The organism is Paenarthrobacter sp. PAE-2, assembly GCF_026013155.1.
Taxonomy (GTDB): Bacteria; Actinomycetota; Actinomycetes; order Actinomycetales; family Micrococcaceae; genus Arthrobacter; species Arthrobacter ureafaciens.
In genome coordinates, this window is record NZ_JAPDNV010000013.1 from 25,189 (window position 1) to 40,007 (window position 14,819).

Sequence of the window (14,819 nt, forward strand, 5' to 3'; positions counted from 1 at the left end):
CGCCGTCGTAGTTCCCTTCAACTCAGAGCACCACCGTCATAGCGCACATGAAACACAGCCTTCCACCTCAGTACCCTCAAGGGCCATCTGGCGGAGACGGATGTAGTAGAGCGTCTTGATGCCCTTGCGCCATGCGTAGATCTGCGCCTTGTTGATGTCACGCGTGGTGGCGGTGTCCTTGAAGAACAGCGTCAGGGACAGGCCCTGGTCCACGTGCTGCGTGGCAGCGGCGTAGGTGTCGATGATCTTCTCGTAGCCGATCTCGTACGCATCCTGGTAGTACTCCAGGTTGTCGTTGGTCAGGTACGGAGCCGGGTAGTAGACGCGGCCGATCTTGCCTTCCTTGCGGATTTCGATCTTGGCGGCCACCGGGTGGATGGAGGACGTGGAGTTGTTGATGTAGCTGATGGAACCGGTAGGCGGAACTGCCTGGAGGTTCTGGTTGTAGATGCCGTGCTCCATGACCGAGGCCTTAAGCTCGCGCCAGTCATCCTGGGTGGGGATGTGGTGGCCAGCGAAGAGTTCGCGCACGCGCTCGGTAGCCGGAAGCCATTCCTGCTCCGTGTACTTGTCGAAGAACTCACCGGAGGCGTACTTGGACTTCTCGAAGCCGCCGAACGTCTGGCCGGTCTCGATAGCCAGCTTGTTGGAAGCACGGAGGGCGTGGAACAGCACCGTGTAGAAGTAAATGTTGGTGAAGTCCAGGCCCTCTTCGGAGCCGTAGTGGACCCGCTCGCGGGCAAGGTAACCATGCAGGTTCATCTGGCCGAGGCCGATCGCGTGGCTCTGCGCATTGCCCTGGGCGATGGACGGCACGGAGTTGATGTAGGACATGTCGGACACGGCGCTCAGTGCACGGATGGAGGTCTCGATGGAGAGGCCGAAGTCCGGGGAATCCATGGTCTTGGCGATGTTCATGGAACCGAGGTTGCAGGAGATGTCCTTGCCGACGGTCTCGTAGCTGAGGTCCTCGCCGTAGATGGACGGGGTGGAAACCTGCAGGATCTCGGAGCAGAGGTTGCTCATGGTGATCCTGCCGTCGATCGGGTTGGCCCGGTTCACGGTGTCTTCGAACATGATGTACGGGTAACCGGACTCGAACTGGATCTCCGCGAGGGTCTGGAAGAACTCGCGGGCGTTGATCTTGGACTTCTTGATCCGGGAATCGTCCACCATCTCGTAGTACTTCTCCGTGACGGAGATGTCGGAGAAGGGCACGCCGTAAACGCGCTCGACGTCGTACGGGGAGAAGAGGTACATGTCCTCGTTCTTCTTGGCGAGCTCGAACGTGATGTCCGGAATCACGACACCCAGGGACAGGGTCTTGATACGGATCTTCTCATCCGCGTTCTCGCGCTTGGTGTCCAGGAAGCGGTAGATATCCGGGTGGTGGGCGTGCAGGTACACAGCACCGGCACCCTGGCGGGCACCGAGCTGATTGGCGTAGGAGAAGCTGTCTTCGAGAAGCTTCATCACGGGGATGACGCCGGAGGACTGGTTCTCGATCTGCTTGATCGGGGCACCGTGTTCACGGATGTTGGTCAGGGACAGCGCAACACCGCCGCCACGCTTGGAAAGCTGCAATGCGGAGTTGATGCCACGGGCAATCGACTCCATGTTGTCCTCGATGCGCAGGAGGAAGCAGGAGACGAGCTCGCCGCGCTGGGCCTTGCCGGCGTTGAGGAATGTGGGGGTGGCCGGCTGGAAGCGGCCGTCGATGATCTCGTCCACCAGGCGCGTGGCGAGCTCTTCGTTGCCCCGGCCGAGGTGCAAGGCAACCATGCAGACGCGGTCTTCATAGCGCTCAAGGAAGCGCTTGCCGTCGAAAGTCTTCAACGTGTAGGACGTGTAGAACTTGAAGGCGCCAAGGAAGGTCTCGAAGCGGAACTTCTTCTTGTAGGCGCGGTTGAAGAGGTCACGGATGAAGTTCATCGTGTACTGGTCGAGGGTTTCCCGCTCGTAGTACTGGTTCTTCACCAAGTAATCGAGCTTCTCTTCCAGGTCGTGGAAGAACACGGTGTTGTTGTTCACGTGCTGCAGGAAGTACTGGTGCGCGGCTTCGCGGTCGGCTTCGAACTGGATCTCTCCGTTCGGGCCGTACAGGTTCAACATGGCGTTGAGCTCGTGGTAGCCCAAGCCCTTATAAGCCTCGGGCAGTGGCTTCTTGGCCGATTCCACGGCGCTTCCGGCTACATCTGTTTCTGCGACAGTCGTGTCCAAAACTTTTCCAATCCGTCGTTGACACGGATGACGTCTTCCGGCGTCCCCATGAGTTCAAACCTGTAAAGATGCGGCACCTTGCATTTGGCGGCGACGATGTCCCCGGCTGCGCAATAGTTGTCCGCGAAGTTGGTGTTCCCCGCACCGATAACTCCGCGGATCAGTTCCCTGTTCCGCGGTGTGTTCAAAAACCTGATGACCTGCTTGGGCACAGACCCCTCGCCGTTGGTACCGCCATAGGTGGGCAGCACCAGGACGAAAGGTTCAAGGGCTTCGAGCGGGGCGTCCTGGGCATAGAGGGGAATGCGCGCCGCATCCCTGCCCAGCTTTTGAACAAAGCGTTTAGTGTTTTCCGAAGTGGAGGAGAAGTAGATGAGGTGACTCCTCGTGGTGACAGCTTCCGTCGCTTTGCGTACGGTTGCCGCTGCCAGCGGTGCCATGGGAGTCACCTCGACTACATAGGAATTCTTAGTGTGCTGCAGTGGTGTGGGTCAAAGACCTTTAGGCCACGGAAGAGGAAACGGACTGGGCCAGTTCCTCGATCTTGTCCGGGCGGAATCCGGACCAGTGGTCCTGTTCGGTGACCACGACCGGAGCCTGCATGTAACCCAGTGCCTTCAGGCGCTCCAGGGCTTCTGCATCCTGTGAGATATCGACGCTCTGGTAGGCGATACCCTTCTTGTCGAGCGCACGGTACGTCGCGTTGCACTGAACACAGGCCGGCTTCGTGTAAACCGTAACGGTCATGATCACTGTCCCCTTAGTTAAAGTCTGTTGCTTGGGCTGGCTTCCTGCTCAATCCGTAAATCGATACTACATGTAGTGCATGCGCCCCACCGGGACCCCAAGATGATGTATTACAAGTATGTCATTCAATCCACCGGTAGTCCACAGGCAGAGGCCCTCAAAATGTCCGGGATTCCGCCGAAGTGAGAGATGAAATCCACAAGCTGTGGAGTACTTAGCCACATTCAATCTCCAGCGTGTCGCCGCCACACGGCGTGTCGTGACACTTTGAAAACTGTGGTCCGGATAACAGCAAGCTTTGCTGTCGGTAGACATCGGGAGTACGGTGTCCGAGGTGCCCACAGGCGTGCACTCCCCAGCAAAGCCGGGGCAGAACGAGCAAAAGGACAGCTGATGGTCAACCTTCTCCATCTCCGAACGCTTTTGGAGGTCACCCGGCTGGGTTCGTTCGCGGCAGCAGCAGCACAGCTCGGCTACACAGCCTCCGCCGTGTCCCAGCAGATGGCGGCGCTGGAACGGGACACGGGAGTTGAGCTCTTTCAGCGGTCAGCCCGCAGCGTAGTGCCGACGGAAGCCGCCCTGACCATGACCCGCCATGCTTCCAAGGTTCTGACCGACGTCGAGGCCTTGATGGCTGCCGCATCCCGGACCAACGACTCCCCCGCACAGGAACTGCGGCTTGGCATTTTTCCCAGCCTGGCCACCTACGTCCTGCCCGACATCCTCCGCAACGAACGTTGGAACGGCCTGGGCATCGAACTCAAAGTCTCAGTAGCCGAGCCCGCCCAAACCATTCAGGGTCTCAGGAGCGGGGGCGAGCTGGACGTTGCTTTGGTCTATCAAGTGGGCCAGTCCGGCCTGGCCTGGCCGCATTCGCTGGAACGCCAATGGATCGGCGACGACGACTTCCGCGTAGTCCTTCCGGCCTCGTGGAAAATCCGCGAGGACGCCGACATCGAAGCCGCGCACCTTTCCGATATGCCGTGGATCGTGCACCACCCCGGAACAAGTGACGCGTTGGTGATTGAGCGCTTGTTCGCAAGCTGCAACCTGCACCCGCGCGTGGTGGCCTACAGTGACGACTTCCACGCCAGCCTCGAAATGACAGCTGCCGGACTTGGTGCGTCGCTGGTTCCGGAACTGGCGCTGCGCAACCGGCCGTCCGGCGTCGTGGTCCTCGACGTCCCGGACATCCGGCTGGCCCGTAACGTTTTCGCTCTGCTGATCAACGAAAAGCGGACGGCGCAAGTGCAACTCTTCACCCAGCTCCTCGCCGATACTCTTCGCGGGACCACCGGCAGGAGCGGGTTGGCGCCGTTGAAATCCGTACCGGCCAAGGCATCCCCGCGTCGACGGTGAAATATCCACAAGTTGCTGGAACCCTCTGCTTAATCGGGGTTAGATTGATCACATGGGCAAGGTAGCGAGCAAATATTTTGGGGAGATAGAGCTCAACCACGGGCGGGAACACTGCTTTGAGGCCAAACATGACCTGGGTGGCGCTCCGCTTCGGCTGGACTTGAATGTCACGGCGCACGACCATTTCGACGAGGCCGCGCTGCGCAAAATGGACTACCGCCTGAGGTTCCTGCCGGAACTGGTGGACCAGGTCCGGGAAATGATCGCCGAGGAACTCGACCAGGACGGAACCAACCCCCAGCAGTTCCTCCACTTCCACTGCTCCCAGCTCAAGGAAGAACAGTTGGAGTCCGTCTTCGGCGTGCGCGACAAGTCCCAGCTCACCAACGACGTTTTCCTCAAAGCCCTGAAACTGGGCCATGTGGCCATCTATCCGGGTCAACCCGAGCGCTATTTCGTGCTTGATTTCACGCTGGGCTCGCACTTCACGGATGAAGTGCTGGTAGTGGCCGCGGATGAGGACGGCGTGGTGGATGACGAGATTCTTTGGGAATAAGACTGCTCACCGCGAAGGGTGTGTCAGATAGCGAATTCCTCGTGGCGGACCGGCTCAGGGGTACGTGACACCGGCTGCGTACGGATCGTCGGCCTCGCGGGTCGTGGCAAGGCGAGCTTGTCCAGGACGTCCAGCGCGTGGGCGTGCTCGTTGAAGGTGTACAGGTGAATGCCGGGCGCACCAGCGTCCAGTGCCGCATTGGCAAGGTCCACCGTGGCGGCCACACCGATCCGGCGTTGCTCAGCTCCGGTGTCCGCGGCGGCCAGGCGGTCCATCAAGTGCGCTGAAGGGTCGACGCCGGCCAGCTCACCAAGGCGCTTCAGGCGCCGGAGGCTCGTGAAGGGCATGACCCCGGGAATGATGGGAATGGTTACCCCCGCCCGCCGTGCCCTGCTCACCAGGTTCGAGTACTCATGTGCTTGGAAGAACACTTGCGTGATGGCAAAGTCCGCGCCGGAACGCTGCTTGGCCAGGAGTACTTCAACATCGTGTTCAACGCTGGGCGACTCGGGATGTTTGGCGGGGTAGGCAGCAACCCCCACGGCGATCTTTCCCGCACAGAGCAACGCGGTGCGGCGTTGCTCTACGTGGCGGACGAGTTCAATGAGATCTTGCGCGTACCTCAGCGAACCGCTGGGCGGAAGCGTGCCGTCCTGGGGCAGGTCCCCCCGCAACGCGAGGATTCCGCGAACGCCGTGGTCAAGAAGTTCGGCAATGATGTAGGCCAGCTCGGCCGGGGTGTTGCCCACGCAGGTCAAGTGAGCCAAGGGCCGAAGCGTGGTTTCAAGCAGCAGCCGGTTGATCAGGTCAACGGCGGTGTCCCGGTTGGAACCGCTGGCACCATAGGTCACCGAGACGTAGTCGGGATCGGTGGCTTCCAGTTCGCGGATGGTGGTCCACAGGGTTTCTGCGGCTTTCGGGGAACGCGGCGGGAACAGCTCGTAGGACAGTGCGACGGGAGCCGTTGCTGCGGAAAGGTTTGAATGAGTGTCGGTAAGGCTTGGTGGCGACATTTGCGTCCTCGGCTGTTCGTCCACGAACGTCTACCCCCGGGCCCATGGGCCGTCGGTAGATGTTCGGTGAATTGAGTTTGGGATACACGAAAAGAGCCCCAGCAGGCCGCAGCCGCGACTGTTACGCCTGGAGAAGCTTTCCGTGTGCAAATGTCAGGCCCACATGGGGGCACCCACACCCTCCTCACCACCCTTGCGGGGCGGATCCAACGGAGGATCGCTGACACGTTACCGCGGTAACTTGATGACGACTCTAGGACGGCAGCCCGGGACTCTTCAACTCGGGCTCCGAATTAAGACGCACTTTTACGCCTCACCCTTGATACTTCGTGAACTTTATTCGCCGAAATGGTCACCACGGCCTGTCCACTCCCGGATTGTCGGGACCGTTGAGGTACCTGTCCCGGTCCTGGCCCTCCTGTCGTTCACGCTGTGCCTGCTCAGCGGACTCCTGCAGCTTCCGAAGCTGTTCCTGTTGCGGAGGAGACGGCGACTGCCCCGGTGGAGGAGACGCAGCCGCCTCCGATGCGCCGCTGCCCGCTTTCTTGCGCACCAGTCGCGCTTCGGCCGAATCCAAGGCATCGCCCTCACCGTCGGCGTTGGCCGGTCCCTCGTGGCGGCACGCCGGCGGAGACTCCTGCACTACCGCCAGCGCTTCAGCGAAAAGCGTCCCGGCATCCGGCGTCTGCGCTTCGGCTGCCGCATCTCCCAACTTCTCAATACTCAAGGCAAGGTTCACCCGGACCTTGCACTCATCAATTCCGGGATTCGCGGACAGCGCGGACGCAAAGTCCTTCCTCGCCGCAGCGAAGTCACCAGCCAAGGCATGGGCGTCACCGGATGCGACATACGCCTTATGCGGTTCGAGCACGTTGGCGTAAAGCAACCACCCGGAAGCCCTGCCCAGGCTCTCCTCCTGTCGGGCGGCAAATGCTTCGGATGCGCTTCCGCCCAGCACACCCACGCTCAGAAGCTTGGCGGCCACGGCGAGCGCCGCAACGGCCGGTACCGCGGACCACAGCGCGAGCCGCCTCTTCCGCCGTCGGGCATTGTGGCGGCTTCCTTCTCGGGTGCCGGCGACACGGGTCATTGTGTCCTCCCGGGGCGCAGGCTCCGCAGGGCGGCGGCGTGCCGCATGGGTTCGTGAAGGAGGAGCAGGAATGCCCCGAGGGCCATCAGCCAGTACAGCTCCGCCCTGCCCGGGCCGTCTTCTGTTGTGCCTGCGAGCGCTCCCGGCTCTACTTTGGTGAGCAATTCACCGGTACCTTCGTCCCCGCTGCGGTGGGCGTACGGCAGGTTGAGCTGCGCGGCGATGTTCCTGAGGGCGCCTTCGTCGAGCCGGGAGACGCCGTCGACGTCTTTCATGCGCCCGCCCTGGGCGGTGCCGTAACCGAGTACCGCTCCCCCGTTGATGCCGGCGGCGTCAACGGGGAGCCGTTCGGGGGGCGTGGCGGACGTGTTTTCGCCGTCGCCGGCGTAGAAGACCAGGGCGGGCCTTCCGGGTTGTTGCATCTGTGCGGCGGCCAGCCTGTCCTTGAGCAGCCTGCCAGCGCTGGTGATGCTGCTGCCCGCAGCGAATCGGGGCGCTTGGGGTTGCAGGGTGGCCATGGCGGTTTGGAGTGCGGTGGTATCCCGGCTGAGTGGCATTCGGACGGTTGCCTGATTGTCGAAGGTGATGAGGCAGAACCTGGCTCCGGCCAGTTCCTTGGCGATGCTTGCCACGTCCTGTTTGGCACCGGCCAGCCGGGTTTCGCTGCCGTGGTAGTCCTCGGCGGCCATGCTGGTGCTTGTGTCCACCAGGATGAATACGTCCAGGTCGGCGGCCGCCGTGGTGCCTCCTGCCCCGGCCCACCCCGGGCGGAGAGCAGCAAGGAGCAGGAGTACGACGGCGGCGGTGCGGGTGATGGTGGACCGCACCTGTTGCTTGGGTTGCTTGCCGTACATAGTTAACCAGGTACCGAATGCGAGGACGAGGAGCACTGCGGCTGCGAGGTAGGGCCACGGAACGATGGGGGCAAAGGTCATAGCCCGTGCCTCCATCCCAGTACCAGCAGCCCCATGCCGGCGAGCGCTGCGATGCCGAGGGGCCAGGCGGGGTTGTCCGTGATGATTGATATGGGGGCCGCGCGGTAGCTTGTGGCTTCGGTTTCCTGGACCTTGGTGACGATGCCGGGCACGGCCTCCGGGCTGTCCAGGGTGTAGTAGCCGCCGCCGGTGGACTGGGCTGCTGCCCTGAGATGGGCACCGGGTTGATCGGCGTCGTCACCGTAGTCGAAATCGCCGGGGTTGATGGCGTGGACTTTGATGTTTTTTTGCTGCGCGAGGGCGCTTGCCTCTTCGAGGGTGAAGATGGGGTTCCCGGAGAGGAAGTTATCGGTCGCCAGGACTACTGACCGGGAACGCTGTGCTTCGCCTGTCCGGGAGCTTGCGCCGGGGTCGGCTTCAGCGTCGGGGAAGCTTTGGACGCACGAGGCCAGCCCGTCACCGATCAACGATGAGCCGCCCCTGTTCCACGTGCCGTCAAAGAAGGCTCCGGCTCCGCTGTCCAAGGCTTTGCGGGCTTCGCCCAGTTGTTCAACGGCGTAGTCGTAGTCGTCGGTCAATGGAAAGAGCTGGACGCTGCTGCTGTCGAAAATGACCATGCCGATGCGCTCGCCGTCGAACTCTTCCGCGAGCCGCTGGAAGACTCCGACCAACGCGGCATCCGTGCTGGTCATGGATCCGGAGACATCGAGGCACAGCACAATGTCGCGGTTCCGTACTTCGGGTTGGTCGGTGGTCCGCTGTGTTGGCCTGGCGGCGGCGGTCACCGCGCCGGCAAGGAAGATGGCGCTCAGTACCAGCGCACTGGTGAGTGCGCGTCGGTGGTGGCGCAGCGCCCGCTGGTATTCGGGCAGGGCGGTGAGTCGGTCCGTGTGCGCAACGGGCCGGACCTTTCCGGCGCGCCGGCGCCGGTGCAGCAGCCAGGCCACTGCCGCGGCAACTGCGGCCAGCGGCAGCATCCACCAGAATGTCAGTTCCATTCCAGCACCGCCCGGCGCGCTGCGTCCGCGGATTCACGGATGGACGCACTGATTGTTGGTGCGAACTCCGCCGGGTAGATGCCTGCAACCGCCCTGGTGAAGGGCGTGAGGCCGCGGCGTTCCAGTTCGGCCAGCGTCATGTGCGTGGCCGGTTGCTTCGTGACCGCTGATGCGAAGTCGCGCACCAGAAAGCTCAGCCTCTGGTGGGCGTCGCGCTCACCGAGGGTTCCGGCGTCGACGTCGGCTGCCACGGCGTCTATGGCCGCAAGGCACGATGCACGCAGCCCCTCCACATCGGGAAGCGCCGCTGCGGTTGCGGTCCTGCGTCGGGAGGGCAGGAACAGCCAGGCGTACCACGCGGCCACCACCACCAGCAGCACCACACCCAGCCACAACCAGACGTCCTGGTAGAGGAGCGGCCCGTAGAAACCGGAGTCATCCTGCATGTCTCCCCCTTCCGGCCTTATGGCGTTCCAACAGCGAGAAGACAGCAGCAAGGACTTCCCCGCTGCTGCCCGCTTGCTCCTCGGCAATTCCAAGACGTCGGAAGACCTCCCGGCGCTCCTCCTCCCGCCGGAGCATGGCAGCGGCGTAGGCGGCCCTGACCTCCGGTTTTGCGGCGAGGCCGGCGGGGATGGTGGACCCTTCCTCCACGTCCCTGCTCGTGGCGGCGGGCCCCTCGACGGCAAGCACAGCGTCCTTGACGGTGAACCACAGAACCTCATGCCGGGCCGCCAGCCGTCGGAGGAGGTCCTGGGCACGGGCATCGGGCATGAACTCATCAGCCACCCCCACAATGAGCAGGCGCCCTTTCAAGTACCTCAGTGCGTAGTCGAGCTGTTGTGCCATGGCGCTCGCAGGGGCGTCCGGGGTCACGGCGTCGTACACCCGGCGGAGGAGGCGTTCCAGCTGGTCTTCGCTCCTCTTGGGCGGCACGTAGTGCGTGCCTTCCGCTGAGCCGTGCAGCAGGCCGACGTCGTCACCGTGGCGCACCGCGAGGTATCCCAGCACGCCGGCCGCATCCACCGCGATGTCCCGTTTGGTTTCGCCCGAGGCGGCCTCGGCTGCCATGGCCCGGCCTGTGTCCACCAGCAGCAGGACTGAATGCCGGCGCACGGCCGTGTACCGCTTAACCAGCGGTGATCCGTGCCGGGCAGTTGCCTTCCAGTCGATATCCCGGATTTCGTCTCCCGGGACGTAGGATCGCAGGTCATCGAAGTCGAGGCTTCGGCCCTTGAACACGGAGCCGTATTCTCCGTCCAGGAGGGTCATGGTCTTGCGGTGGGCGAAGATGAACATCTTCGACTTCACGCGTTGAAGCAGGCTCGGCACCTTGTTGCCCGCTAAGGGGTCTGCACAGCAGCGAGGACGGCGTCGATGACCGTCTCAACGGAGACTGCCTCCACAACCGCGTCGAAGCCCAACACAATGCGGTGGCGAAGGATCCGGTGCGCCAATTGCTTGACGTCCTCGGGTAGGACGTGGTCACGTCCGTTGAGGAGGGCCAGCGCCCTTGCGGCCTGACTGAACGCAATGCTTGCCCGGGGGCTCGCGCCGAACTCAACCAGCCGGGCCAGCCTGGGTTCAAGATATTGGGAAGCGTTGCGTGTGACGTACGCCAACCCGACGATGTAGCGGACGATCGCGGGGTCGATGTAGACGCGTCCCACCAGCGTCTGGAGCTGAACCACCGAGTCAAGGGACGCAGCGGCCGGAGGTTTGCCTGCGGGGTCGAACACGCCGGCGTCTATCCGCCGGATAATTTCGGCTTCTTCAGCCGGAGAGGGATAGTCCAGGACATCCTTGAGCATGAAGCGGTCCATCTGGGCTTCGGGCAGCCTGTAGGTCCCCTCCTGTTCAATCGGGTTCTGGGTGGCCAGTACCAGGAAGGGCTGCGGAAGGGGGTAGGACTGGCCGCCGATGGACGTCTGCCGTTCCTGCATGGCCTCCAACATTGCACTCTGGGTTTTGGCGCTTGAGCGGTTGATCTCGTCGAGCAACACAATATTGGCGTGCACCGGACCGAGCTGCGTGATGAAGGTTCCCTTGGCGGCATCAAAGATCTGGGTCCCGGCGATGTCGCTCGGCAGGAGGTCGGGGGTGCACTGGATCCTTCGAAAATCGGCGCTGACGGCGTCCGCCAAGGCCTGCGCTGCGGTGGTCTTGGCCAGTCCCGGGACACTTTCCAGGAGTACATGGCCGCCCGTCATGAGTCCGATCAGAAGGGTCTCACGGAGCCGTTCCTGGCCCACTACCTTGGCGTCGAAGCTGCGGCTTATGCTGCCCGCGAGTTGCTGTGCCCGGGCCATTTCCGGTGCTTCGATTCCGGCCGTGGCTGTGTTCTGAAGCACGCGTGGTCCCCTCATTGGCATTCAATGTCCGTACCGGGTCCCGGCGTAACGCCACGGGTCCCGATATTTGGCCACTCTATCCAAGCCGCCGCGCTGATTGCTTGCAATGGGGACCCCTCCCCATGCGGACGCCGGAGGTCTATCCTTTTGCCATGCATCAGCTACCAGCCGCTTACCAGAGGTACCTCGACAGCCAGAACCAGCACGTCATTGATGCCGTGCGTCCCGTGTTGCTGCAGTCAGCCGCCGACCAACGGCACGGGGTCCGCATCACGTACAACCACGGCCCAACCGGGCACCAGGCCCATTTGGACGAGTCCATCCCCTACGGCGAAATCGTCGAGGACATCGACTAGTTTCCTGACGCTGCGGCGGGCATCAGCCTTCCAGCAACAGCCTCTGCGCCCTCGGGGCCAGCGTGTGCTCGAGGACCAGGCACGCCGCTCCAATGGCGCCCACGTCCTCACCCACGCCCGAGCCCACCACGTCAATGCCATGGATCATCCGGGCAGCGCTGTTCTCGGTAATAAGGGCAGGTACCCGGTCCAGGAAGTACTTGGACATCCTCCCCCAGAAAGGTCCGCCGAAAACCACACGCTCGACATCGAGGGTATTGGTCACCACGGAAACGGCCCTGGCCACCAGCACCGCCGACTTCTCCAGGATGGCCACAGCCCGCTCATCGCCGGCATCGGCTTTGTCGCACAACATTGCATAGCGTTCCTGCACGGCCGGAGCGTCCGCGCCCTCAGCGTGCCCATCCAGCACACCCTGCGCTTCAGCCTCCGCCACCAGCACCTGCGGTATGCAGGATGATTTCACGCACCCACGGAGTCCGCAGTCACACTCAGGACCATCCGGATCCACGATGATGTGGCCTATTTCGCCGGCGTTTCCGGACGTGCCGCGGACAACTTCGTCGTTGAGCACCAGCCCGCAACCGATGCCGGTTCCCATGTACATGAACACGAAACTGCCGGCGCCACTGACCCCGCCCGCCCAGGTCTCGGCCACCGCGGCACTGGTGACGTCCTTGTCCACGAGGGTTTCCAGGCCTGTGGCTTCAGCGAGGGCTTCGCGGATGCTTACCCTGTCCCAGCGGGTCAACAACGGCGGTTCCACTACGGAGCCTTCATTGAGATCGATCGGGCCAGGAACGGCTACGCCCAGGCCGGCTATCTTGGACTCATCCACCCCGGACTCATCGATGAGGCCCCTGATCTGCTCCGCGATCCCGGTGATCACCAGGGCCGGGTCGCCGCCGGGGGTGGCCATCCGGGAGTGCCGGACAACATCACCCAAAAGATCCAGCACAACGAACGTGATGACTGCGGGGTCCAAGTGGACTCCCACGGCATACATGCCGGAAGGATTCAGCCGCAGGATGGTCCTGGGCTTGCCCGGGCCGGAGCCTTCCTTGCCGGCTTCGACAATGAGTTCCTGGTCCAGCAGGCGCCGTGAAATGTTGGAGATCGTCTGCGGGGAAAGGCCCACGACCTTGGCCAGTTCCACGCGGCTGAGCCCGCCCGGGGAGCGTCGGATTGCTTCAAGGATGACCGTCAGGTTGAAGTCGCCCATGCGGGGTAGGTTCGTTCCGCGCCTCGGTGCCGGCGTCCGGGTCTCAGTCACGGATTTCCCCTTGTCTAGAGAAACAACTCATTGATGTTGACGTTTGTCAGAATCGTACGTCAGCCCCCTTCAGAGGGATATGCACGCCTTGAACTGAATGGGAAACGGGGTACGACGACATTGAATTCTATGTGACGTCCCCCGCACTCCTGTGTTTCATGACACCGCCGGGCGCGGCGAACTACCCCTTCACGCTGCGGGTCACCGTGAACTTGGGATTGCGGCCCACCACCACCGTGTCCCCGATCAACCGCTCCAAGGCAGCGCGGTACTGCAGGTGGGAGTTATAGACGGTCCACAGCTCCCCACCGGGGGCGAGCACCCGTGCGGCGGCCTCGAACATCTTCAATGCCGCACCGGCGTGGACGCTCGTTCCAAGGTGGAAAGGCGGATTAAGGAGGATGAGCTCGGCACTGGCCGGTTCAAAGGTGGACATGGCATCGTCGTGGATGACCGTAACCTGGCCGCCGACGGCGTTCGCCTCAACGGTTCCCCGCGCCGAGGCCACTGCTGCGGCCGACTGGTCCGTAGCCCGCACGCGGGCCACCGGGTGCTTCCGGGCGTACATCGTGGCAAGGATCCCGGTTCCGCAGCCCAGGTCCACCACCCTCGCCGCTTCCGGCATTTTGTCCAGGAACGTCAAGAGGTACCGCGTGCCGATGTCCAGCCGCGCTCCGGAGAACGCAGCACCATGGGCGCAAACGTCTATGCCAAGTTCGGGGAGGTGCTGCATCACGGGATACGGCGCAGGTCCTGCCGGGGGTTTGGGGTCCGTAGCCAAGAGCACCCGCGACTTCCGGCGCGCCAATTGGGGCTGGACACTGGAGAAGTACTTCTCCAGCACAGCGTTCATCGACAGGGACATGTGCTTGACCCTTCCGCCTGCGAGCAAGACCGCGTTTTTGGCTGCATGGCGCGCAACGGCGTCGACGATTTCCTCCAACTCAGCCAGCGACTTCGGCAACTGCAGAAGTACCAGGCCGACCCCGGCGAACAGTTCGGGAACGAGCTCGAAGGTTTCGTAGCGGCCTTCCAGTCCGGCCGCAGCGGCGTTGCGTTCCAGGGCCACCCTGCCCGTGTACAGGTCCTGATGGACCCTGACGTGCCCGACGCCGGGTCCCGCCACAGCGCCGAGGGTCGCCACTGCACCCAGGGTCAGGGCCCCGTAGCGGTCGCCGATGACGGCGACGTCAATCCCCTCGCCCCCGAACTTAGCAGCGTGATCCAACAACAGCCTGTCAGTAGCGTCATACGCCAAGAGGTTGGGCGCTTCCACATCCGGAAACCTGCCAAGGCTGCTGAACAGTGCCTCGAGGTCGGCCACGGCCACGTCCTTACCCACTTTCCTTCATGATTGGTCCTGCAGTTGTTGAACAGGAAATTCCTGTGCCAAGCCCCTCGACTTCGACGCCGGGCGGGAGGATGGTTGGTTCTGCAACCGACTATCGCCCAGCATTGGGCACTGGTCCCGACCAGCCCGCGAGCCCGGCACCGGGTCCATCACCAAAACGGCTCCTCTCCCCTGCGAGCAAGCCATGAGTGTCAATGTTGTCACGCAACTCCAAGTGAAATCCCACAACTCGCCCGACGAATCACGCCGGCCTGACAAGACTACGGTGGACGTCGTTACTGTTGGCGACTACACAGTCGGAAGATACACGTTCGAGCCGGGGTGGACCTGGGCCGAATGCATCAAACCCGTGGTGGGGACGGACACCTGTCAAATGAGCCACGTCGGGTATTGCGTCTCCGGGACGCTGGACGTCGAGACTACCGACGGCGGGAAAATCAGTATCTCCGCCGGTGATTCCTACACCATTCCCCCAGGCCACAACGCCCGGGTGGCAGGCGACCAGCCGTTCCAAGGCATCGAGTTCCTCAGCGCAGCCGACTTCGCACGCCCCTCGGAGTGACGAACCGT

At 62.9% G+C, this 14,819-nt stretch carries 16 protein-coding genes; 4 read left to right on the forward strand and 12 right to left on the reverse strand.

Features of this window, described 5'->3' with window-relative positions:
• Positions 1–36 precede the first annotated feature (36 nt).
• The 3 genes from nrdE to nrdH all read right to left on the reverse strand — a co-directional run bounded on the left by nrdE (position 37) and on the right by nrdH (position 2,967).
• Entirely contained in the window at positions 37–2,178 is a 2,142-nt protein-coding gene (gene nrdE, locus OCL88_RS10315; RefSeq protein ID WP_264962487.1) for a class 1b ribonucleoside-diphosphate reductase subunit alpha, read from the reverse strand.
• Between the two features lie 11 nt (positions 2,179–2,189).
• Entirely contained in the window at positions 2,190–2,660 is a 471-nt protein-coding gene (nrdI, locus tag OCL88_RS10320; protein ID WP_264962445.1) for a class Ib ribonucleoside-diphosphate reductase assembly flavoprotein NrdI, read from the reverse strand.
• A gap of 61 nt (positions 2,661–2,721) precedes the next feature.
• Positions 2,722–2,967 carry a glutaredoxin-like protein NrdH gene (gene nrdH, locus OCL88_RS10325; protein WP_031215987.1) on the reverse strand — a complete coding sequence of 82 codons (246 nt, stop codon included), beginning with the start codon at positions 2,965–2,967 and terminating at the stop codon, positions 2,722–2,724.
• A 393-nt stretch (positions 2,968–3,360) separates the two neighbouring features.
• Between nrdH and OCL88_RS10330 the strand changes: the two genes are divergently transcribed.
• Both OCL88_RS10330 and OCL88_RS10335 read left to right on the forward strand, forming a co-directional pair.
• Entirely contained in the window at positions 3,361–4,326 is a 966-nt protein-coding gene (locus OCL88_RS10330; protein ID WP_021470663.1) for a LysR family transcriptional regulator, read from the forward strand.
• Between the two features lie 52 nt (positions 4,327–4,378).
• A complete protein-coding gene (locus tag OCL88_RS10335) occupies positions 4,379–4,882 on the forward strand; it encodes a DUF2004 domain-containing protein (RefSeq protein ID WP_217376100.1) in 504 nt (167 codons plus the stop codon).
• Positions 4,883–4,905: 23 nt separating this feature from the next.
• Here OCL88_RS10335 and OCL88_RS10340 read toward each other — a convergent pair whose 3' ends face one another.
• The 7 genes from OCL88_RS10340 to OCL88_RS10370 form a co-directional block, all read right to left on the reverse strand.
• Complete coding sequence (locus OCL88_RS10340; RefSeq protein WP_264962446.1) at positions 4,906–5,895, reverse strand: methylenetetrahydrofolate reductase; 990 nt, start codon at positions 5,893–5,895, stop codon at positions 4,906–4,908.
• Between the two features lie 352 nt (positions 5,896–6,247).
• Positions 6,248–6,985: a hypothetical protein gene (locus tag OCL88_RS10345; RefSeq protein ID WP_264962447.1), complete on the reverse strand. Its 738-nt coding sequence runs from the start codon at positions 6,983–6,985 to the stop codon at positions 6,248–6,250.
• On the reverse strand, positions 6,982–7,920 hold the full coding sequence (locus OCL88_RS10350) for a vWA domain-containing protein (RefSeq protein ID WP_264962448.1): 939 nt from the start codon (positions 7,918–7,920) through the stop codon (positions 6,982–6,984). Before OCL88_RS10350 ends, OCL88_RS10345 begins: the two co-directional genes overlap by 4 nt.
• Positions 7,917–8,918, reverse strand: coding sequence for a vWA domain-containing protein (locus tag OCL88_RS10355; RefSeq protein WP_264962449.1), 1,002 nt, complete (start codon positions 8,916–8,918; stop codon positions 7,917–7,919). The genes OCL88_RS10350 and OCL88_RS10355 overlap by 4 nt, the downstream gene beginning before the upstream one ends.
• A complete protein-coding gene (locus OCL88_RS10360) occupies positions 8,909–9,364 on the reverse strand; it encodes a hypothetical protein (RefSeq protein ID WP_264962450.1) in 456 nt (151 codons plus the stop codon). Before OCL88_RS10360 ends, OCL88_RS10355 begins: the two co-directional genes overlap by 10 nt.
• Positions 9,354–10,250 carry a DUF58 domain-containing protein gene (locus tag OCL88_RS10365; protein ID WP_264962451.1) on the reverse strand — a complete coding sequence of 299 codons (897 nt, stop codon included), beginning with the start codon at positions 10,248–10,250 and terminating at the stop codon, positions 9,354–9,356. Before OCL88_RS10365 ends, OCL88_RS10360 begins: the two co-directional genes overlap by 11 nt.
• 11 nt (positions 10,251–10,261) lie before the next feature.
• Positions 10,262–11,269: an AAA family ATPase gene (locus tag OCL88_RS10370; protein ID WP_062096974.1), complete on the reverse strand. Its 1,008-nt coding sequence runs from the start codon at positions 11,267–11,269 to the stop codon at positions 10,262–10,264.
• Positions 11,270–11,421: 152 nt separating this feature from the next.
• Here OCL88_RS10370 and OCL88_RS10375 point away from each other — a divergent pair, with 152 nt between their 5' ends.
• The gene (locus tag OCL88_RS10375) at positions 11,422–11,625 is read left to right on the forward strand and encodes a hypothetical protein (RefSeq protein WP_370583580.1); all 204 of its coding nucleotides are present in this window, start codon (positions 11,422–11,424) and stop codon (positions 11,623–11,625) included.
• Between the two features lie 22 nt (positions 11,626–11,647).
• On the opposite strand, the gene OCL88_RS10380 is transcribed toward OCL88_RS10375, so the two are convergent.
• Positions 11,648–12,898, reverse strand: a complete 1,251-nt coding sequence (locus tag OCL88_RS10380; RefSeq protein ID WP_031215991.1) for an ROK family transcriptional regulator — start codon at positions 12,896–12,898, stop codon at positions 11,648–11,650.
• A gap of 181 nt (positions 12,899–13,079) precedes the next feature.
• A complete protein-coding gene (locus tag OCL88_RS10385; RefSeq protein ID WP_264962452.1) occupies positions 13,080–14,240 on the reverse strand; it encodes a class I SAM-dependent methyltransferase in 1,161 nt (386 codons plus the stop codon).
• Positions 14,241–14,433: 193 nt separating this feature from the next.
• On the opposite strand from OCL88_RS10385, the gene OCL88_RS10390 reads away from it, so the two are divergent.
• Positions 14,434–14,811 (forward strand): cupin domain-containing protein, encoded by a 378-nt coding sequence (locus tag OCL88_RS10390; protein WP_264962453.1) that lies wholly within the window; start codon positions 14,434–14,436, stop codon positions 14,809–14,811.
• Positions 14,812–14,819: the final 8 nt, after the last annotated feature.